Here is a 20,705-nt window from a genome sequence, read left to right as displayed (position 1 = left end):
CAGGAAGCGAACCTCATGGCACATGTTCCCCAGATCAAGATTCCCGCGACCTACATGCGCGGGGGCACCAGCAAGGGCGTCTTCTTCCGCCTGGACGATCTTCCCGAAGCCGCTCGTCAGCCTGGGCCGGCGCGCGACGCCCTGCTGCTGCGGGTGATCGGCAGCCCCGATCCCTACCAGAAGCAGATCGACGGCATGGGCGGGGCCACTTCCAGTACCAGCAAGACGGTGATCCTGTCGAAAAGCGAAAGCGCCGATCATGACGTCGACTATCTGTTCGGCCAGGTCTCCATCGACAAGCCCTTCGTCGACTGGAGCGGCAACTGCGGCAATCTTTCCGCCGCTGTCGGCCCCTTCGCCATCAGCAACGGCCTGGTAGACAGGGAACGCATCCCCGAGAACGGCATGGCCACGGTGCGTATCTGGCAGGCCAATATCGGCAAGACCATCATCTCTCGGGTACCCATCACTAACGGGCATGTACAGGAAACCGGTGACTTCGAGCTCGACGGCGTGACCTTTCCGGCCGCCGAGGTGGCGGTGGAGTTCATGGATCCGGCTGACGGCGAAGGTGCCATGTTCCCCACCGGCAATCTGGTCGACGAGCTCGAGGTGCCAGGAGTGGGAACCCTCGAAGCCACCATGATTAATGCCGGTATTCCGACGGTCTTCGTCAACGCCGGGGCGATCGGCTATAGCGGTACCGAGCTGCAGGAGGCGATCAATGGCGATACCAAGGCGCTGGCGATGTTCGAATCCATTCGTGCCCACGCCGCGGTGCGCATGGGGCTGATCAAGGAGGTCAGCGAGGCGGCCGAACGTCAGCACACGCCAAAGGTCGCCTTTGTCGCGCCGCCGGCCGACTATGTCGCGTCCAGTGGTAAGGCGATCAAGGCAGGCGATATCGACCTCGTCGTGCGCGCGCTCTCCATGGGCAAGCTGCACCATGCCATGATGGGCACGGCGGCAGTGGCCATTGCCACGGCAGCGGCGGTACCCGGCACCCTGGTCAACCTGGCGGCTGGCGGTGGCGAGCGTAACTCGGTGCACTTCGGACACCCCTCGGGCACGCTGCGAGTCGGCGCGGAAGCCTCGCAGATGGCAGGGCAGTGGACGGCAACCAAGGCGGTAATGAGCCGCAGTGCGCGAGTGCTGATGGAAGGGCAGGTACGCGTACCCGGCGACAGCTTCTGAGTTGCGGTGGCTCAAGCTGGCAAACGCCCTGTGCGGCAGCACAGGGCGTCTCGCTATTGGCCTGCCGGCACGGGATTAGTCTTGATGCGATAAAAATTGATTCCCGTCATGGCCGCCCGGAAGAGGCTGGACTATATTTTCCTGACGCAGGGGTTGCATGCTCGGCAGGTTAGTCGTAAAGTACGCATCCGCTGCCGGTGACGGGCAACGTCATCAGCGGTGGGAAGAGTGGTAAGTGGTTGTCTCGTTTTGATTTTTTCGATTCGCTTCGCAAAAATCGCCCTTGACGCCCACGGCGAATTCGGTAGAATGCGCCCCACTCGGAAGCAAGTCCGGCAGCGGTCTTGCGGTCGCCCGCTCCGGCGGGTCTTCGCGGTCAGGGTCACCTCGGTGACGGCCACGAAGAGAGTTGACAAACTCCGGCACTTGAGTAGAATACGCCTTCCTCGCAGGGCGCTGGTGAGGCCCCTCGATCACAGGATCGACGGCCGCGACAGCAAGCGAGGCGCTCCACTCTCTATAGAGCCCGGAGCCGCTCTTTAACAATCGATCAGGTAATTCATGTGGGCGCTTGTCGATGAGGTGGTGAGAAGTCACACCATTATCAAGGCAAGCGACTCGTCGAGACCTTCGGGTCTTTTGAGAAGCTTTAACCTTGAGCCAAGTTTGGTCCGCTTAACGGACTACTGATCTTAAACTGAAGAGTTTGATCATGGCTCAGATTGAACGCTGGCGGCAGGCCTAACACATGCAAGTCGAGCGGCAGCACGGGAAGCTTGCTTCCTGGTGGCGAGCGGCGGACGGGTGAGTAATGCATAGGAATCTGCCCGGTAGTGGGGGATAACCTGGGGAAACCCAGGCTAATACCGCATACGTCCTACGGGAGAAAGCAGGGGCTCTTCGGACCTTGCGCTATCGGATGAGCCTATGTCGGATTAGCTAGTTGGTGAGGTAAAGGCTCACCAAGGCGACGATCCGTAGCTGGTCTGAGAGGATGATCAGCCACATCGGGACTGAGACACGGCCCGAACTCCTACGGGAGGCAGCAGTGGGGAATATTGGACAATGGGCGCAAGCCTGATCCAGCCATGCCGCGTGTGTGAAGAAGGCCCTCGGGTTGTAAAGCACTTTCAGTGGGGAAGAAAGCCTCGCGGCTAATATCCGCGAGGAAGGACATCACCCACAGAAGAAGCACCGGCTAACTCCGTGCCAGCAGCCGCGGTAATACGGAGGGTGCGAGCGTTAATCGGAATTACTGGGCGTAAAGCGCGCGTAGGTGGCTTGATAAGCCGGTTGTGAAAGCCCCGGGCTCAACCTGGGAACGGCATCCGGAACTGTCAGGCTAGAGTGCAGGAGAGGAAGGTAGAATTCCCGGTGTAGCGGTGAAATGCGTAGAGATCGGGAGGAATACCAGTGGCGAAGGCGGCCTTCTGGACTGACACTGACACTGAGGTGCGAAAGCGTGGGTAGCAAACAGGATTAGATACCCTGGTAGTCCACGCCGTAAACGATGTCGACTAGCCGTTGGGTCCTTCGCGGACTTTGTGGCGCAGTTAACGCGATAAGTCGACCGCCTGGGGAGTACGGCCGCAAGGTTAAAACTCAAATGAATTGACGGGGGCCCGCACAAGCGGTGGAGCATGTGGTTTAATTCGATGCAACGCGAAGAACCTTACCTACCCTTGACATCCTGCGAACCCTTCGGAGACGAAGGGGTGCCTTCGGGAACGCAGAGACAGGTGCTGCATGGCTGTCGTCAGCTCGTGTTGTGAAATGTTGGGTTAAGTCCCGTAACGAGCGCAACCCTTGTCCTTATTTGCCAGCGAGTAAAGTCGGGAACTCTAAGGAGACTGCCGGTGACAAACCGGAGGAAGGTGGGGACGACGTCAAGTCATCATGGCCCTTACGGGTAGGGCTACACACGTGCTACAATGGTCAGTACAAAGGGTTGCGAACTCGCGAGAGCAAGCCAATCCCAGAAAGCTGATCTCAGTCCGGATCGGAGTCTGCAACTCGACTCCGTGAAGTCGGAATCGCTAGTAATCGTGAATCAGAATGTCACGGTGAATACGTTCCCGGGCCTTGTACACACCGCCCGTCACACCATGGGAGTGGACTGCACCAGAAGTGGTTAGCCTAACCTTCGGGAGGGCGATCACCACGGTGTGGTTCATGACTGGGGTGAAGTCGTAACAAGGTAGCCGTAGGGGAACCTGCGGCTGGATCACCTCCTTAAACGACATATCACGCCTCGCGGCAAGTGCTCACAATGAATTACCTGATCGGCCAGAGCAAAGACTGTTTGGGTATAGGCCCAGCGTGACCAATGGGTCTGTAGCTCAGTTGGTTAGAGCGCACCCCTGATAAGGGTGAGGTCGGCAGTTCAAATCTGCCCAGACCCACCATTCTCGAGCTTCGACCGGGTCTGTCGCTCAGTTGGTGAGAGCGCACCCCCGGAAGTTCTGTAAAGAGAAGGGTGAGGTCGCCGGGTTTGTTTCAAATCTGCCCAGACCCACCAAATTTGCGTGATACGGCGTTGCTTTGAACCTCGCATAGCAGGCTATGCGTCGCATCGAAGCGCCTTGTCTCACACAAATTGCTTTCGGGGCCATAGCTCAGCTGGGAGAGCGCCTGCCTTGCACGCAGGAGGTCAGCGGTTCGATCCCGCTTGGCTCCACCATTACGCTCCATCGTATCCACAGTCTTACCTGATCGGATCCGCAGTCATAAGCCATCCTCGCAGCACGCGATGAGCGGTTTATGACTGTCGATTGACAGTCTGCTCTTTAACAATGTGAATCATGCTGACAGTTCCTTTCCGACAGGAAAGGAAACGAAGATACGTCTCAAGCGTATCCGGCAATGTCGTACGTGATCGCAGACCAGACCCCTTCGGGTTATATGGTCAAGCGATTAAGCGCATACGGTGGATGCCTTGGCAGCCAGAGGCGATGAAGGACGCGGTAGCCTGCGATAAGGCTCGGTGAGGTGGCAAACAACCTGTGACCCGGGCATTTCCGAATGGGGAAACCCACCCAGCACAAGCTGGGTATCCCACACTGAATCCATAGGTGTTGGGAGGCGAACCGGGGGAACTGAAACATCTAAGTACCCCGAGGAAAAGAAATCAACCGAGATTCCCCTAGTAGCGGCGAGCGAACGGGGACTAGCCCTTAAGCGGCACAACTGATAGGCGAACAGGCTGGGAAGCCTGACCATAGCGGGTGATAGTCCCGTAGCCGAAATCTGAGTGTCGTGAAATCGAGTAGGTCGGGGCACGTGAAACCTTGACTGAATATGGGGGGACCATCCTCCAAGGCTAAATACTCCTGGCTGACCGATAGTGAACCAGTACCGTGAGGGAAAGGCGAAAAGAACCCCGGAGAGGGGAGTGAAATAGATCCTGAAACCGTATGCGTACAAGCAGTGGGAGCATGCTAGTCATGTGACCGCGTACCTTTTGTATAATGGGTCAGCGACTTATTTTCAGTGGCGAGCTTAACCGTATAGGGGAGGCGTAGGGAAACCGAGTCTTAACTGGGCGACCAGTCGCTGGAAATAGACCCGAAACCGGGCGATCTATCCATGAGCAGGTTGAAGGTTGAGTAACATCAACTGGAGGACCGAACCAGGATCTGTTGAAAAAGATTTGGATGACTTGTGGATCGGAGTGAAAGGCTAATCAAGCTCGGAGATAGCTGGTTCTCCTCGAAAGCTATTTAGGTAGCGCCTCACGTATCACCGCCGGGGGTAGAGCACTGTTTCGGCTAGGGGGTCATCCCGACTTACCAACCCGAGGCAAACTCCGAATACCGGTGAGTGCAGCGTGGGAGACACACGGCGGGTGCTAACGTCCGTCGTGAAAAGGGAAACAACCCAGACCGTCAGCTAAGGTCCCGAAATCCTGGTTAAGTGGGAAACGATGTGGGAAGGCTCAGACAGCTAGGAGGTTGGCTTAGAAGCAGCCATCCTTTAAAGAAAGCGTAATAGCTCACTAGTCGAGTCGGCCTGCGCGGAAGATGTAACGGGGCTAAACCAGGTACCGAAGCTACGGGTTCATCCTCTGGATGAGCGGTAGAGGAGCGTCGTGTAAGCCGATGAAGGTGGATTGAGAAGTCTGCTGGAGGTATCACGAGTGCGAATGCTGACATGAGTAACGACAAGGGGAGTGAAAAACTCCCCCGCCGGAAGACCAAGGGTTTCTGTTCGACGCTAATCGGAGCAGAGTGAGTCGGCCCCTAAGGCGAGGCCGAAAGGCGTAGTCGATGGGAAACGGGTTAATATTCCCGTACCTCATAGAGTTGCGATGGGGGGACGAAGAAGGCTAGGTGGGCCAGGCGTTGGTTGTCCTGGTGAAAGCCAGTAGGCTGGGATCTTAGGCAAATCCGGGATCCCAAGGCCGAGAGGTGAGACGAAGGCACTACGGTGCCGAAGTCATCGATGCCACGCTTCCAGGAAAAGCCTCTAAGCTTCAGACTCTATGGGACCGTACCCCAAACCGACACAGGTGGTCAGGTAGAGAATACCAAGGCGCTTGAGAGAACTCGGGTGAAGGAACTAGGCAAAATGGTGCCGTAACTTCGGGAGAAGGCACGCCGCACTAGTGTGAAGGCCCTCGCGGCCGGAGCACGAAGCGGTCGAAGATACCAGGTGGCTGCAACTGTTTATTAAAAACACAGCACTCTGCAAACGCGCAAGCGGACGTATAGGGTGTGACGCCTGCCCGGTGCCGGAAGGTTAAGTGATGGTGTTAGCCCTCGGGCGAAGCTCTTGATCGAAGCCCCGGTAAACGGCGGCCGTAACTATAACGGTCCTAAGGTAGCGAAATTCCTTGTCGGGTAAGTTCCGACCTGCACGAATGGCGTAATGATGGCCACGCTGTCTCCACCCGAGACTCAGTGAAATTGAAATCGCAGTGAAGATGCTGTGTACCCGCGGCTAGACGGAAAGACCCCGTGAACCTTTACTATAGCTTCACACTGGACGCTGATGTTGCTTGTGTAGGATAGCTGGGAGGCTAGGAAACCCGGACGCCAGTTCGGGTGGAGCCAACCTTGAAATACCAGCCTGGCATCATTGGCGTTCTAACTCAGGTCCGTGATCCGGATCGAGGACAGTGTGTGGTGGGTAGTTTGACTGGGGCGGTCTCCTCCCAAAGCGTAACGGAGGAGCACGAAGGTACCCTCAGCACGGTCGGAAATCGTGCGTTGAGTGCAAGAGCATAAGGGTGCTTAACTGCGAGACAGACACGTCGAGCAGATACGAAAGTAGGTTCTAGTGATCCGGTGGTTCTGTATGGAAGGGCCATCGCTCAACGGATAAAAGGTACTCCGGGGATAACAGGCTGATACCGCCCAAGAGTTCACATCGACGGCGGTGTTTGGCACCTCGATGTCGGCTCATCACATCCTGGGGCTGAAGTCGGTCCCAAGGGTATGGCTGTTCGCCATTTAAAGTGGTACGCGAGCTGGGTTTAGAACGTCGTGAGACAGTTCGGTCCCTATCTGCCGTGGGCGTTGGAGATTTGAGAAGAGCTGCTCCTAGTACGAGAGGACCGGAGTGGACGCACCTCTGGTGTTCCGGTTGTCACGCCAGTGGCATTGCCGGGTAGCTACGTGCGGACGGGATAACCGCTGAAAGCATCTAAGCGGGAAGCCCCCTTCAAGATGAGATCTCCCCGAGGCCTTGAGCCTCCTGAAGGGCCCAGCGAGACCAGCTGGTTGATAGGTCGGGTGTGGAAGCGCTGCAAGGCGTTGAGCTAACCGATACTAATGGCCCGTGAGGCTTGACCATATAACCCCAAGGGGTCTGCGCATCGCGCACATTGACGGATACGACGAGACGATCGCGTCAGCATGATTCCAACCGTTTTCGCCTGACGACCATAGCGAGTGGGAACCACCTGATCCCATGCCGAACTCAGCAGTGAAACCGCTCAGCGCCGATGGTAGTGTGGGGTCTCCCCATGTGAGAGTAGGTCATCGTCAGGCACTTCTTCAGAAACCCCGGCCAACTGGTCGGGGTTTCGTCGTTTGGGGGAAAACACCCTTAATCGCCAGCGGGACGACCCGATGGTGTGCTGCCAACCCGGGGACGGCCTCGGACCTCAGAAGGAAATCTCAATGGCCTGGATATTTTTGGTCGTTGCCGGTCTTCTCGAAGTGGCGTGGGCGTTGGGCCTAAAGGCGTCACACGGCTTCACCCGGCCGCTTCCTAGTCTGCTCACGATTCTGGCCATGGTGGCCAGTTTCTATCTGCTGGCACAGGCAATGAAAGTACTGCCCGTAGGTACCGCCTATGCCATCTGGGTAGGCATTGGCGCAATAGGTACGGTCTTGCTGGGCATTCTGATCTATGGCGATAGCGCTTCGCCTCTGCGGCTGCTCAGCTTGGTGCTGATTCTTGCCGGCCTGGTGGGCTTGAAGCTGGCTGCTTAGAAAGCGCGAGAAAGCTCCCGTATGAAGCAAAGCCCCGGCCGAGAAGGCCGGGGCTTTGTCGCGTTTGGCCGTCGGAAGCCCGACGGCCGAATGGAGCGGCTTATACGACGCCTTGGTCGATCATGGCATCAGCTACCTTGCGGAATCCGGCGATGTTGGCGCCGAGGACTAGGTTGGTGGGATCGCCAAACTCTTCAGCCGTGGTGGCGCACTGGTGGTGAATATTCGCCATGATAGCCTTCAGCTTGTTGTCGACCTTGTCCATTGACCACTGCTGCATGCTGCTGTTCTGTGCCATTTCGAGCTGGCTGGTGGCCACGCCGCCGGCATTGGCAGCCTTGCCGGGGCCGTAGGCGACCTTGGCTTCCAGGAAGTGATCTACGGCTGTCGCTGTCGAGGACATATTCGAGCCTTCACTGATGCAGTGCACGCCATTATTCAGCAGGGCCAGAGCATCAGCCTCGGTCACTTCGTTCTGTGTGGCGCTGGGGAAAGCGACATCGGCCTTGATGCGCCACACGGCATGACCGTCGCTCGGATAGTCCTGGGCATCGATATAGGTCGCATCCGGGTGGTGCTCGACATACTCCCTGAGCGTAGTGCGCTTTACTTCCTTGAGCAGCTTTAGGGTATCGAGGTTGATCCCTGCCGGATGATGAACCGTGCCGCGAGAGTCGGAGCAGGTCACGGGCAAGGCGCCAAGCTGATACAGCTTTTCAATCGTGTAGATCGCCACGTTGCCCGCGCCGGAGACCAGGCAGGTCTTGCCTTCGATTCCGTCGCCGCGAGCTGCCAGCATATTCTGGGCGAAATAGACGGCACCGTAGCCGGTGGCTTCCTTGCGCCCCAGGGAGCCACCCCAGTTCAGTCCCTTGCCGGTGAATACCCCTTCGTAGCAGCCGGTCAGGCGCTTGTATTGACCATACATATAACCGATTTCACGCGCCCCGACGCCGATATCGCCAGCCGGTACGTCTATAGTCGGGCCAATGTGGCGATAGAGCTCGTTCATGAATGACTGGCAGAAGCGCATGATCTCGCCATCCGACTTGCCCTTGGGGTCGAAGTTGGAGCCGCCCTTGCCCCCGCCGATCGGCAGTCCGGTCAGTGCGTTCTTAAAAATCTGCTCGAAGCCTAGGAACTTGATGATGCTGGCGTTCACGCTGGGGTGGAAGCGCAGGCCTCCCTTGTAGGGGCCGAGTGCCGAGTTGAACTGGATGCGATAGCCCTTGTTGACCTGAACCTTGCCAGTGTCATCGACCCAGCTCACGCGGAACATGATCTGCCGCTCAGGCTCGACAATACGCTCGACGATGCTGTGCTTGTGATAGCGGGGCACATCTTCCAGCACGGGGCGCAGGCACTCCAGTACCTCTTCCGCTGCCTGGTAGAACTCACTTTGAGCCGGGCTGCTCTTTCTCAGACCTTCAAGGGTGTCATGGACGTAAGTCATTTGTGGCGTGTCCTGAGTAATCGTTGGTGCGCCCACTATAATTCAATGCACCATTATGCAGCAAATGCATAGGCTATGTTTGGATTAGACATTGATATGAAGCAAAATAGCTTTTAAAAGGCAAAAAGGTGTGCACCAAGTCACTGCATCAATTTTATCTATTAAACGATATTAAAACGATTTTACCTCTCGCCGACAAGCCTGGGCGGTGCTGGTATCATGGCGCGACAGCGCCTTGCCGTTCGTTTATCGTAAGCTTCGGTTTGAAGAGGGAAATGCATGCCCCCACAAGCAGACAGGGTTCTGCCCGACCGCTTGCTGTTCTATTGCCGCCCAGGTTTCGAAGCGGACATGGCATCGGAAATTACCGCCCAGGCAGAAGCCTTGGGCTGGATAGGGCGAGCAGAAGGCCAGGCGCAGTCAGGCTTTGTCCAGTTCGTGGCGTTGGAAGACAGGCCTATCAATGAGTTTCACCGAGATCTATTGCTTGCTCGGTTGATCTTTGCGCGCCAGAGCCTGGTAGCGCTGCCGCCATTGACCATGTCGCGTGATGACCGGCTAGCGCCGATCGTAGAACAGTTGGTGGCAGCCGGCTGGTCGTTCGAGGCGGTGTGGCACGAAACGCCAGACACCAATGAAGGCAAGGCGCTGGCCGGGCTGATCAAGGCGCTGACGCGGCCGTTGGAGTCAGCCTTGCGTAAGCGGGGAGGGCTGCGGCGAAAGGCGGGTGGGCGCCGCCTTCATCTGTTCTGGACGGATGGCGATTGCGTGCAATTGGGCATGAGCTTCCCTGGCAACCGCAGCGAGCTGCCGGGCGGCATTCGCCGTTTGCGCTTCCCGAAGGGAGCGCCGAGCCGCTCGACGCTGAAGCTTGAAGAAGCCTGGCATGAGTTCATCCCGCGCGATGAATGGGAGATACGGTTGGCAGAAGGCATGCAGGCCGCCGATCTTGGGGCGGCGCCCGGCGGCTGGACCTGGCAGCTGGTGGAGCGCGGCATGCATGTGTTTGCTATTGACAATGGCCCGATCGACAAGATGCTGCTGGCTACGGGCATGGTGGAGCATCTGCGTGAAGACGGTTTCGTGTGGGAGCCTCCGCAGCGCCTTGACTGGCTGGTATGTGATATCGTCGACAAGCCCGCGAGGGTGACGGCAATGATGCTGCGCTGGCTGGAGCGGCGCTGGTGCCGCGAGGCGGTGTTCAACTTGAAATTGCCGATGAAGCGGCGCTGGCAGGAGGTAACGCGGTGTCTGCTCATGCTGCAGGAAGGGCTCGACCAGGCCGGCGTAACTGTGGAGCTGCGTTGCCGCCATCTTTACCATGACCGTGAAGAGGTGACGGTGCATGTCAGGCTGCTCGACTGACCCTGCCGGGCCAGTCAGCGTCGGGCCTTAGTAGCAGGGCTCGTAGATTCGAATGCTTTCGTCTTCGGTCAGCAGAGGCCAGATGCGCTGCATCACGCGCGCCCGCTCCTCGCTTCCGTACCACTCTTTCCAGGCGCGCAAGTCGCGCCACTTGGTGATCATGAGACGTTTGTCGCTGTGGCCCAGCTCCACGAGGGTCTCGCCACCGATGAAGCCCCGTGCACCCAGTGACCAGCGCATGGCTTCGCGGGCAGCTTCCTCGTATTCCTGTTCCAGGCCAGGCATGATACGACGTTCGATTATGATCTTGATCATCTAGCAGTTTCCCCACGCCGAGGTCGATCAATGATGCAAACCGCCGATTCGCAGCCAGCTTATCAGGTCGAACTAGATACGACGGGCCTCTATTGCCCGGAGCCCATTATGCTCATGCACAACAAGGTGCGTGACATGCGCCCTGGTGAGATACTCAAGGTCATCGCCACCGACCCTGCCACGACTCGTGACGTACCTAAGTTCTGCAGCTTTTTGGGTCATGACCTGATAGCTCAGGAGGAGTCGGACGGATACTTTCTCTACTTTATCCGTTTGGGCTGATGGACTGACAGCCCGCCCTTGGTATCATCCGCGGCCGTCGCTGGAGGTGTCGGGTGCCACCATCAGCGCTAATGCCTCAAGTGTGCCGGGGTCTTGCTCACGGATGCGATTGGCAACGCTGCGTTGGAAGAAGTAAACCATGTGGTGCCGGCTGCGCCCGGGGTAGAGGCAGGCATCGCCAGGAAGAATCGGGGTCGATTCGATGCGCGACTCATCCGCCAGCAGGGCTTCCACATTGCCGTCGCTGTAGAGGCGCCAGCCGAATACCTGCTTGAGCTGCCAGGGCTGGTCAGGCTCGTCGACGCATAGGGCGTGGGTGCCCTGGCTGTCTGGAAGCTGCTGAATGAGGGTGACTTCGGCGGTTTCCTCGTAGTCGAAGTAGGCGGCGGCGTGCTCGAGCTCACAGGCCTTGTGCGGAGGTGGGGAGATGAGCAGCTCTTCGGTCTCGGGGTCGCGGTAGCCAACGAAGCGCCCGTGCTCGGGATCGTCGAGCTGGTGGCAAGGCGTCAGGGTTTCCATCCAGGGCACCAGGCCGACCACTTCACCATCTTCGCGCAGCCCCCAGGCGAGCAGTGGCATGCCGAACAGGGCATCCGGCTCCGAGGCCAGACTGTAGACCATCTCGAGACCGTCGAGCTCGGGTGAGAGGCGAACCAGGCGGCGTCTGGCCTGGAGCTTGTGGCGCATCGTTGCCAGGTCGATGACCCGGGCAGGGCGGGGTGACAGTGACATACCCATGTTTCTCCCTCCAGATTCTGCATGGGCCGAGCGGATAGGTCACGGCTGCGGCAAGGCTGACGGGATCGACTGCTAGCTACTGCTTCAACCAATATCACAGACTCGCCGTACAAGTTAAGCCCGGCGGCGTCTTTTTCATGGGCAGCGCGCGCTCAGTGCCTGCCAGTGTTGCTGGTGTTCGCTGCGGGCTCGGCGCAGTGCGGGCAGCGGTGCATCCGGCTGCTCCAGTGAGAGCCAGCGCCGGCGATACTCGGCGACCGCCGCTGGTGCCTCGAGGTGGCTCTCAAGCAAAGCGTCGATGGCTACCAGCCAGCGACTGGCCAACTGGTCGAGGTCATCCAGCCAGGCAGATGCCGGGGTATCGTCCAGCCGGCGCTTGAGTTCGCTAGATGAGACGGATAGGGCCCGGCAGGTATTGTGGGCGGCCAGGCTCTGCTCAAGCAGGGTGTTGGCTTCCGCCAACCGCTGACCGGCAAGCACCAGGGCGCGCAGCAGCTCGGCGGTCAGGGGGCGACTGCGCAACGACTTGAAGTGATTTTCTAGGATGGCCGAGTCGTGCTGCCACTCTGGATTGAACTGGTTGAGGGTGGCTTGGTGCAGCCACGCGAGGGCCTCGAACTGTGCCTCGATGCCGCGCGTGTCGTTCGGTGACAGGGGGGAGCTGGCGCGCGAGAAGCTGCGCACCCACTCGTCGGAGTCAAACAGGCTGTTCCAGCTCACTTTCGGCAGTTGCTCGGTCTTGATCAGCGTGAGCCGTTCGAGGCGTTCGCGGTTGGCGTCCGACAAGCTGTCGGGCACGTCGCTGTGCCAGCAGGCGTGTAGGCGGCGCCACAGTTCCAGTTCATATATCCATTGCTGACTGGGTGGCGCCACGCGGCCGAGCTGGTTATTGCGGGCGGCGACCAGTTGGGTAATGTGGCAATCGCGCAAGGCGTAGACGTTGAGTATGCCCTCGCGGGTTTCGGCAACCTCGAAGAGGCGCTCATCGCGTTCGGGAAAGGCGCCGATGTTGGGTGGCGCCGTCCTCTCCGGCGCCGGTTGTCCCAGGGCTTCGGCGAGCGCCCTTTGGTACTCGATGAGCTTGGCATCGCCCTGTTCGCCGTTGCCGCAGCCTGTCACCAGCAATGCCATCATGCCTGCCGTCAGCAGGCGTTTCGCTTCACTCCAGCGGTATCTCCTGCTTGCCATGCGCGACTCCCTTGGCCCTGCGCCGCAGCCGCTCGCCGAGCAGCAGCGCCGCCACGGTGAGCCCTGCGATCAGGCCGATCCAGTAGCCATGCACTCCCAGCGGTTCGCTCCAGCCGGGTAGGCCGCGGGTACCCAGCCAGTGGCCGCCGGCCAGCCCTACCGCCCAGTAGGCGAACAGGGTGATGACCATGATGATCCGGGTGTCCTTGTAGCCCCTGAGAGCACCGGCCAGATTGACCTGCAGTGAGTCGGACACCTGATACAGCATGGCCAGCAGGACCAGCGACAGGGCCAGGCGTTGCACGGCCGTATCGTGAGTGTAGAGGGCCATGACCGGCTCTGCCGTGAACCACAGCAAGGTGCTGTTGAGCAGTGCGATCAGCACCGAGACCAGTATGCCGTTCCAGGCCACCATGCGTGCCTGTTCGGCCTTGCCCTGGCCCAGGGTGTTGCCGACCCTGACGGTCAGCGCCATGCCTAGGGCCAGCGGCAGCATGAACAGGATCGAGGTGTAGTTCAGCGCGACCTGGTGCGCCGCCACCGTCACTTCACCCAAGCTGGCGATGAACAGCGAGATCAGCGTGAACAGTGTCACCTCGACGAAGATTGCCACGCCGATGGGCACGCCCACGTAGAGCAGCTCGCCGATCAGACGCCAGCGCGGCGGGGTGGGGGAGTGCCACAGCGAGACGTTGCCGTAGGCCCGCGAGCGCCGCGTGTAGGCGATCATGGTCAGGCACATGACCCACATGGAGAGGGCGGTGGCGATACCGCAGCCCAGTGCGCCCAGCGCCGGCAGGCCTTGTATCCAGCCAGGCAGCCAGCCGCCGAACAGCGCCGTGAGTCCGTCGCCGCCGTAGATCAACACGTAGTTGCTGGGAATGTTCACCCCGAGCCCTACCAGGCTGATCCACAGCGAGGGGCGGGTGTGGTTCATGCCGTCGGAGAAGGCGCGCAGCGCCTGGAACAGTGCGACGCCCGGCATGCCGAAGGCCACGGCCGAGAGATAGGCCGCCGAGCGGCGTGCCACCTCGGGGGGAACGTCCATCACACGGAAGATCGGCATTACCGTGAACCACAGCAACAGTGCCGCCACCACGCCCAGGGCGAGGGCCACCCACAGCGCTTGGTGCACGCTGGGGCGGATGCGCTCCGTGGTGCCGGCGCCGAGCAGATGAGCGACGATGGGCGTGAGCCCCATCAAGGTACCGGTCATGAACAGCATCAGCGGCAGCCACAGGCTGGAGCCCACCGAGACCGCGGCCAGGTCGGTGGCGCTGAGTCGCCCCGTCATCATCACGTCGGCCACACTCATGCCGGCCTGGGCCAGCTGGGCGCCGCAAATGGGCAGGGCAAGACGAATCAGCGGCCGCGTTTCCGTGCGGCTGACGCTCAGCAGGTCGGAGAAGAACGTTGCCAAGGCAGAAGGCTCCATGCGTGTCGAAAGCCTGACCAATGCGTCAGGAGAACCGAATATGTTAGCAATATCCGGTGAATTTCGCTGCGTGCTCGACTCGCCTATACTGTCCCGCCGTTCAGCCACACAGGACGCCAGCGTGACGCATCGCCTCGAGGACGTGATCGCCCTGTTCGACGGGCTCTTCGTGCCGCGCTTCAACACCCGGCTGGTGCGCGGCGGCAACGAGCCGCTCTATCTGCCTGCCGATACGGCCTGTCCCCACCACCGTGTCATCTTCGCCCGTGGCTTCTACGCCAGCGCTCTGCACGAGATCAGCCATTGGTGCATCGCCGGCGAGCGGCGTCGCCAGCTCGAGGACTACGGCTACTGGTATCTGCCCGATGGGCGCGATGCCGAGCAGCAGCGCCGCTTCGAGGCAGCGGAAGTGGCGCCTCAGGCGCTGGAGACGCTTTTTTCACACGCCTGCGGGCTGCGCTTTCACGTCAGCGTCGACAACCTGGGCGGAGACGTGGAGGTCGACCGCGAAGCCTTCGCGGCCCGTGTCACGGCCCGTGCGGCGCGCTACGAGCGAGAGGGGCTCCCCGCCCGGGCGGCGGCCTTTCATGCCGCGCTGCAGGGCTTCTACCGGCAGGGGCTCTCCATCGAGCGTGCCGTGGCCAGCGGTCTCGATCGCTTGGCTCAGGCAGAGCCGGCCGACTCCCATGCCTGCCTGCCGAGCTGAAGCAGCGGCTCGAGGGAGGGCATGGCCTGGCGCGACGGGTAGGCCACGCCGACGGTCTGGCGAATGGCAAGGCCACTGAGCGGCCGGCACTGCACGTCCGGATGATCGAGGATCTCCGGCCAGGCCGGCACCAGTGAAGCACCGACGCCGGCCGCCACCAGCCCCAGGGTGTATTCGATGGTGCGCAGGCGAGCGCGGACCTGACAGCGTACGCCGGCATCGCTCAACGCCGATGCCAGCTGCTCCATTGCGGCGCAGGGATGGCGCCAGATGAATGGCAGGCCGTCGAGTTCGCTCAAGGTCACCGTCGCTTTCAGCCCCAATGGGTGGCCGCCGGGTAGCGCCAACAGGTAGCTGTCGTGCCAGATGGGCTGAAACGCCTCGCCGGCTGCCAGATCCTGTTCGCCGATGATGCGGGCGTCGCAGCGCTCCTCGGGGTTGACCAGGGTCAGGGCCAGGTTGTCGCCCTGACCGATGTACTCCTTGAGCAGTGCCGTCATGCGGCTGGCGCCGAGCGAGCGCATCAGGCCCAGGCGCACCGGCGTCGATGGCGCCGGCGTGCGAAACAGCCGGCCGATGGCATTGAGGTCTTCACTGACCTGACGCGCCAGAGGGTAGAGCCGGTGGCCCTCTTCGGTCGGTGTGATGCCGCGCCGATGGCGTTCGAACAGCGGCGTACCCAGGCGTTCCTCCAACTGAGCCAGCGCCGTCGAGATCGAGGGCTGCGCCACGTGACAGCGTCGGGCGGCGGCGCTGATCGAGCCGCCCTCATAGGCGGCGATGAAGTAGCGCAGGCTGCGAATATCCATAGGCATGGCCTATATCTAGGGCAGGAGATCGATATTATCGCTTTGCCTCCCGGGCGCGCTAGGCTAGAGGCATCTACTTCTGCCTGCGGAGTCAGCATGGCGCTCGAACCCTTACCTCAAGAGCAGCGTTTCTTTACCGCCCTGCGCAGCGGCGACTGGCCAACCCCCGAGCGCGACTGGTCGCTCGATGAGGTCGGGCTCTCTGCCGCGGGTCTCGCCGAGCTGTTCGAAACCCAACTGATGAGCCGCCACCTGGACCTGCACGCCCGGCGCCTGCAGGCTCGCGGCGAGGCCTTCTACACCATCGGCAGCGCCGGACACGAGGGCAATGCCGCCATCGCCCGCGCCTTTCGTGCCACCGATCCTGCCTTTCTGCACTATCGCGATGCGGCGTTCCTGATTCAGCGCAGTCGCGGTGTGCCGGGGCAGACCCCGCTATGGGATCTGCTGCTGAGCTTCGCCGCCTCGGCGGAGGAACCGGTTTCGGGCGGGCGGCACAAGGTGCTGGGCTCGAAGTCGCTGCACGTGCCACCGCAGACCAGCACCATCGCCTCGCACCTGCCCAAGGCCGTGGGCGCCGCCTACAGCTTCGGCTTGTGGCGGTGGCTGGGCGGCGGCGGCGAGTGGCCGGCTGACGGCGTGGCGATCTGCAGCTTCGGCGACGCCTCGTTCAACCACTCCACCGCCCAGGGCGCGCTCAACGCCGCCGGCTGGGCGGCCTATCAAGGGGCGCCGCTGCCGCTGGTGATGGTGTGTGAGGACAACGGCATCGGCATCTCCACGCCCACGCCGAACGGCTGGATCGAAGCCAGCATGCGTTCGCGCCCCGGCTTTCACTACCTGGCCTGCGACGGCCTCGACCTGCTCGACACCTGGCGGGCGGCCAGGGAGGCCGAACGTATTGCCCGGCGGCGCAGGCAGCCGGTGTTTTTGCACATGCGCTGTGTGCGGCTCTACGGCCACGCCGGCTCCGATGCGCAGCAGGCCTATCTCTCTCCCGCGCGGATCAAGGCCGACGAGACCCGCGACCCGCTGCTGGTCACGGCCGGACTGCTCGAGCGTCACGGCGTCCTCGGGCGCGACGCCATCGCCGCACTCTACCGCTCGGTGGCCGAGCGGGTCGCGCATGTCGCCGAGGAGGCGATACGTCGGCCCAAGCTGGAGACGGCCGCTCAGGTCATGGCCAGCATCGTGCCGCCATCAAGACCGGGCCGTGCACGCCCCTGGCAGGACGAAGTGGACCCTACGCCGGCGCCCATGGCCAAGCTGCTGAATCAATCGCTCGCCCGTCTGATGGAGCGCTATTCGCACCTGGTGATGGCGGGCGAGGACATCGGTCGCAAGGGCGGCGTCTACGGCGTCACCCAGCGCCTGCAGGCCCAGTTCGGGCCGCACCGGGTGATCGATACCCTGCTCGACGAGCAGAGTATCCTCGGGCTCGGCATCGGGCTGGGGCAGAACGGCCTGGTGCCGATTCTCGAGATCCAGTTCCTGGCCTACCTGCACAACGCCGAGGATCAGCTGCGCGGCGAGGCGGCCACGCTCAGTTTCTTCTCCAATGGCCAGTACACCAACCCCATGGTGGTGCGCATCGCCGGGCTCGGTTACCAGAAGGGCTTCGGCGGCCACTTCCACAACGACAATGCCATTGCCGTGCTGCGCGACATCCCCGGCCTGCTGGTGGCCTGTCCGTCGAACGCCGCCGATGCCGTGGGACTGTTGCAGGAGGCGGTGCGCCTGGCCGACGAGGAGCAGCGGGTGGTGGTGGTGATCGAACCCATCGCGCTCTACCACACCCGCGATCTGCATGAAGAGGGCGATCAGCAGTGGTGCTTCGCCGACCCGGGGGCCGAGCATCGCCTGGCGCAGGGGGCACTCGGCCAATGGGGCGAGGGGCGCGAGCTCGCCATCGTCACCTACGGCAACGGGGTCTACCTCTCGCGACAGGCGGCGGCAAGGTTGGAGGCTCAGGGCGTGCACCTGCGCATCGTCGACCTGCGCTGGCTCACCGCCATCGACCACGATGCCGTGCACCGTCGCGTCGCCGAATGCGGCCAGGTGCTGATCGTCGACGAATGCCGGCGCAGCGGCTCGCTCAGCGAGGAGCTGATCACCGCGCTGGTGGAGCGCGGCATGCCGAGCGACAGGCTGCACCGGCTGACCGCCGAAGACAGCTTCATCCCGCTGGGGCGGGCGGCCACGGTCACGCTGCCTTCGGTGCGGGCGATCGTCGAGCAAGGGCTGCGCCTCGTTGCTCCCGGAGTGAAGGAGGGCGCAATGACAAAGACGCCAAGCAAGGCGACGGCAGGGAGCGATAACCCATGAGCCAACGGCACGCTAACGAGCCCCGGAGCGGCAGCCGCGAACGGCTGCTGATCGTCTGCCCTGGTCGCGGTACCTACAACGCCGCCGAATGGGGCACCCTCAACCGGTTGGCGGGCGGCAGCGAGTGGCTGGCACGCTTCGATGCCAGGCGCCGCGAGGCCGGCATGCCGACGCTCACGGCGCTGGACGGTGAGATGCCCTTTCGCCAGAGCCTGCATGGGCGCGGTGAACACGCTGCCCCGCTGATCTATGCCTGCGCCTGGGCCGATCTGCTGGCCATCGACCGCGAGCGCTACGAGGTGGTGGCGGTGACCGGTAACTCCATGGGCTGGTACATCGCCCTGGCGGCGGCAGGCGCGCTGGGGCCCGACGAGGCGCTGCACCTGATCGGCAGCATGGGGCTGCGCATGCAGGAGACCCTGGCCGGTGGGCAGGTCATCTACCCCTGGGTCGACGAGAACTGGCGCCCGGACTGGTCGCTGCGGCGTGAGCTGCTGGGGCTGCTCGAGCGCATCCACGGTCGAGAGGGGGTGGAGCTCCATCTCTCGATCGACCTGGGCGGTATGCTGGTCTTCGGTGGCAACGAGGCGGGGCTGGCGCGGCTGACCGAGAGCCTGCCACCGCGCGAGCGCTTCCCGCTGCGGCTGCACCAGCACGCCGCCTTCCATACGCCGCTGCAGGAGGGGGTGAAGCGCGAGGCGCGCCGCGCACTGGCGAACCTGCCGCTGCGCTCACCCGAGGTGTCGATGATCGATGGCCGCGGCCATGTCTGGACGCCCTGGAGCACCGACCCGCAGGCGCTATGGGATTACACCCTGGGCGAGCAACTGGTCGCGCCCTACGACTTCACGGCGGCGATCCGGGTCGGCGTGAGGGAGTTTGCGCCGGATCGCATCGTGATCCCCGGCCCGGGAGCGACCCTGGGCGGGGCTACCGCCCAGGCGCTGATCCAGCTCGGCTGGCAGGGTTGGGCGGACAAGGCCGCTTTCCAGCGCGGCCAGGCCGAGGAGCCGAAACTGCTGTGCATGGGCCTGGCGGAGCAGCGCGAGTGGCTGCTGTCTCGACGGACGTCACTCCCCGCCTAGGCGCTCGTGCAGCCGCAGCATCACTTCCACTTCGTGCTCGGGCCGCATCGGCTCGAGCCCCATCTCGCCGAACAGCTCGTTGCGGGCGCGGCTCCACTCGCCGGCCGAGAGGTCGGGGTAGAGGCTGTCGGCCGGGGCCAGCTCGACGAAGGGGTCGATGCCGTAGGTGTCGAACAGCCGTGCCAGGGCGGCTTCGTCGCCGCTGACACCGGCGGTGAACAGGGTGGCGTTGAAGTGGTCGTTCTCCAGCTCCCGGATCACGTCGAGCGGGCTGGCGCCGAAGCTGTGCAGCTCATCGAGGCTGTAGCCGTTGAGCTCGTTGAACTCGTCGTCGAGCCAGTCGTCGTCGGGCTGGATCAGCGTGTGCTTGATCCTGCCGTCGCTCAGTACCCAGGCAATGGCCAGGGGCAGATCGCTGTCGGCGCCGGTTTCCACGGCGATGAATCCGGGTATGTCGGCCATGTTACGACTCCTGTGGGGGGCGGCCATTGTCCTGGGGTTCGCCGGTCAAGGGAAGGCGAAAGAAGCGTCTTGCCGTCGCGCTGGTCGCAAGGCCCAGCTCGGCTTCGTCGTTGCCGCGCGAGTGGGCGATCTCGCGCACGATCCACGGCAGTAGGGCAGGCTCGTTGCGCCTGCCCTTGAGTTTGGCAGGTAAATCGCGCGGCAGCAGGTAGGGGCAGTCGGTTTCCACCATCAGGCGCTCGAGCGGGATCTCCTGGACCAGCTCGCGCAGATGATGGCCGCGACGCTCGTCGCAGATCCAGCCGGTCAGGCCGATATGCAGATCCAGATCGAGATAGCCGTGCAGGGTGTCGCGATCGGCGGTGAAGCAGTGCACCACGGCATCGGCGATGTCGTCGCGCCAGGCCTTGAGCATCGCGCGCATGCGTCGGCCGGCGTCGCGCTCGTGGATGAACAGCGGCTTGCCGCTCTCCGCGGCCAGCCCCAACTGGGCCTCGAAGGCGCGTTCCTGCTCCGCCGGCGTGGAGAAATTGCGGTTGAAATCGAGGCCGCACTCGCCCACGGCCACCACCTCGGGGCGTCGGTGCAGCTCGGCCATGCCTGCCGCCAGGTCGGTATTCCAGCGGCTGGCATCGTGGGGGTGCACGCCGGCGGTGGCATACACGCCCGGGAAGCGCTGGGCCAGCGCCACGGCCTGCTCGGCGTGCGCGAGATCGGTGCCGGTCACGATCAGCGTCGTGACGTTGGCGGCTCGCGAACGCTGCACGACCGCTTCGAGATCGCGGGCGAAGCTGTCATGGGTCAGGTTGGCGCCGATGTCCACCAGCGGGGCGGGCGAACGAAAGCGCAGTGCCTCAGGCAGGAAGTCGTCGAAGGCGGCGTCGGTATCAGCCAATGGGAAGCGCTCCTTT

Annotated in this window: 15 protein-coding genes, 3 tRNA genes and 3 rRNA genes; 13 read left to right on the top strand and 8 right to left on the bottom strand. The window is 62.2% G+C overall.

Annotated features, from left to right (window positions below):
* Positions 1–15: 15 nt before the first annotated feature.
* The 8 genes from prpF to sugE all read left to right on the top strand — a co-directional run bounded on the left by prpF (position 16) and on the right by sugE (position 7,631).
* Complete coding sequence (gene prpF, locus ACT7B3_RS12270; protein WP_445158129.1) at positions 16–1,194, top strand: 2-methylaconitate cis-trans isomerase PrpF; 1,179 nt, start codon at positions 16–18, stop codon at positions 1,192–1,194.
* A gap of 694 nt (positions 1,195–1,888) precedes the next feature.
* Positions 1,889–3,429: ribosomal RNA gene (locus ACT7B3_RS12265) — 16S ribosomal RNA — on the top strand.
* Between the two features lie 93 nt (positions 3,430–3,522).
* Positions 3,523–3,599, top strand: a tRNA-Ile gene (locus ACT7B3_RS12260).
* Positions 3,600–3,615: 16 nt separating this feature from the next.
* A tRNA-OTHER gene (locus ACT7B3_RS12255) sits at positions 3,616–3,712 on the top strand.
* 86 nt (positions 3,713–3,798) lie between these two features.
* A tRNA-Ala gene (locus ACT7B3_RS12250) sits at positions 3,799–3,874 on the top strand.
* Between the two features lie 223 nt (positions 3,875–4,097).
* Positions 4,098–6,987 (top strand): 23S ribosomal RNA (locus ACT7B3_RS12245).
* Positions 6,988–7,068: 81 nt separating this feature from the next.
* Positions 7,069–7,184 (top strand): 5S ribosomal RNA (rrf, locus tag ACT7B3_RS12240).
* Together the 16S, 23S and 5S rRNA genes with 3 tRNA genes alongside form the textbook arrangement of a ribosomal RNA operon.
* Positions 7,185–7,316: 132 nt before the next feature.
* Complete coding sequence (gene sugE, locus ACT7B3_RS12235) at positions 7,317–7,631, top strand: quaternary ammonium compound efflux SMR transporter SugE (protein ID WP_444677177.1); 315 nt, start codon at positions 7,317–7,319, stop codon at positions 7,629–7,631.
* Positions 7,632–7,731: 100 nt separating this feature from the next.
* Here the strand turns inward: sugE and gdhA are convergent, their stop codons facing one another.
* Positions 7,732–9,084: an NADP-specific glutamate dehydrogenase gene (gene gdhA, locus ACT7B3_RS12230; protein WP_445158128.1), complete on the bottom strand. Its 1,353-nt coding sequence runs from the start codon at positions 9,082–9,084 to the stop codon at positions 7,732–7,734.
* Between the two features lie 279 nt (positions 9,085–9,363).
* Between gdhA and rlmM the strand changes: the two genes are divergently transcribed.
* The gene (gene rlmM / locus ACT7B3_RS12225; protein WP_445158127.1) at positions 9,364–10,449 is read left to right on the top strand and encodes a 23S rRNA (cytidine(2498)-2'-O)-methyltransferase RlmM; all 1,086 of its coding nucleotides are present in this window, start codon (positions 9,364–9,366) and stop codon (positions 10,447–10,449) included.
* A gap of 27 nt (positions 10,450–10,476) precedes the next feature.
* Here the strand turns inward: rlmM and ACT7B3_RS12220 are convergent, their stop codons facing one another.
* Positions 10,477–10,764 (bottom strand): antibiotic biosynthesis monooxygenase family protein, encoded by a 288-nt coding sequence (locus ACT7B3_RS12220; RefSeq protein WP_444677180.1) that lies wholly within the window; start codon positions 10,762–10,764, stop codon positions 10,477–10,479.
* 30 nt (positions 10,765–10,794) lie between these two features.
* On the opposite strand from ACT7B3_RS12220, the gene tusA reads away from it, so the two are divergent.
* Positions 10,795–11,046 carry a sulfurtransferase TusA gene (gene tusA / locus ACT7B3_RS12215; protein WP_444677181.1) on the top strand — a complete coding sequence of 84 codons (252 nt, stop codon included), beginning with the start codon at positions 10,795–10,797 and terminating at the stop codon, positions 11,044–11,046.
* A 24-nt stretch (positions 11,047–11,070) separates the two neighbouring features.
* Here the strand turns inward: tusA and ACT7B3_RS12210 are convergent, their stop codons facing one another.
* From ACT7B3_RS12210 to ACT7B3_RS12200, 3 genes are all read right to left on the bottom strand, one after another.
* Positions 11,071–11,784 carry a hypothetical protein gene (locus tag ACT7B3_RS12210; RefSeq protein ID WP_445158126.1) on the bottom strand — a complete coding sequence of 238 codons (714 nt, stop codon included), beginning with the start codon at positions 11,782–11,784 and terminating at the stop codon, positions 11,071–11,073.
* A gap of 135 nt (positions 11,785–11,919) precedes the next feature.
* Positions 11,920–12,972, bottom strand: a complete 1,053-nt coding sequence (locus ACT7B3_RS12205) for a DUF3080 family protein (protein WP_445158125.1) — start codon at positions 12,970–12,972, stop codon at positions 11,920–11,922.
* On the bottom strand, positions 12,944–14,392 hold the full coding sequence (locus tag ACT7B3_RS12200; RefSeq protein WP_445158124.1) for an MATE family efflux transporter: 1,449 nt from the start codon (positions 14,390–14,392) through the stop codon (positions 12,944–12,946). The genes ACT7B3_RS12205 and ACT7B3_RS12200 overlap by 29 nt, the downstream gene beginning before the upstream one ends.
* Before the next feature lie 136 nt (positions 14,393–14,528).
* Between ACT7B3_RS12200 and ACT7B3_RS12195 the strand changes: the two genes are divergently transcribed.
* Positions 14,529–15,113, top strand: a complete 585-nt coding sequence (locus ACT7B3_RS12195) for an elongation factor P hydroxylase (RefSeq protein ID WP_445158878.1) — start codon at positions 14,529–14,531, stop codon at positions 15,111–15,113.
* Here the strand turns inward: ACT7B3_RS12195 and ACT7B3_RS12190 are convergent.
* Positions 15,071–15,922 carry a LysR family transcriptional regulator gene (locus ACT7B3_RS12190; RefSeq protein WP_445158123.1) on the bottom strand — a complete coding sequence of 284 codons (852 nt, stop codon included), beginning with the start codon at positions 15,920–15,922 and terminating at the stop codon, positions 15,071–15,073. The two genes, ACT7B3_RS12195 and ACT7B3_RS12190, sit on opposite strands and share 43 nt — an antisense overlap.
* A 96-nt stretch (positions 15,923–16,018) precedes the next feature.
* Here ACT7B3_RS12190 and ACT7B3_RS12185 point away from each other — a divergent pair, with 96 nt between their 5' ends.
* Entirely contained in the window at positions 16,019–18,247 is a 2,229-nt protein-coding gene (locus tag ACT7B3_RS12185; protein ID WP_445158122.1) for a thiamine pyrophosphate-dependent enzyme, read from the top strand.
* Complete coding sequence (locus ACT7B3_RS12180) at positions 18,244–19,332, top strand: ACP S-malonyltransferase (RefSeq protein ID WP_445158121.1); 1,089 nt, start codon at positions 18,244–18,246, stop codon at positions 19,330–19,332. Before ACT7B3_RS12185 ends, ACT7B3_RS12180 begins: the two co-directional genes overlap by 4 nt.
* Here ACT7B3_RS12180 and ACT7B3_RS12175 read toward each other — a convergent pair.
* Both ACT7B3_RS12175 and ACT7B3_RS12170 read right to left on the bottom strand, forming a co-directional pair.
* The gene (locus ACT7B3_RS12175; protein ID WP_444679302.1) at positions 19,318–19,794 is read right to left on the bottom strand and encodes a hypothetical protein; all 477 of its coding nucleotides are present in this window, start codon (positions 19,792–19,794) and stop codon (positions 19,318–19,320) included. The two genes, ACT7B3_RS12180 and ACT7B3_RS12175, sit on opposite strands and share 15 nt — an antisense overlap.
* A gap of 1 nt (position 19,795) precedes the next feature.
* Positions 19,796–20,689: a TatD family hydrolase gene (locus ACT7B3_RS12170; RefSeq protein ID WP_445158120.1), complete on the bottom strand. Its 894-nt coding sequence runs from the start codon at positions 20,687–20,689 to the stop codon at positions 19,796–19,798.
* Between the last annotated feature and the right edge of the window lie 16 nt (positions 20,690–20,705).

It is taken from the genome of Halomonas sp. E14 (assembly GCF_052568415.1).
This window is presented reverse-complemented; position numbering and strand designations above follow the sequence as displayed.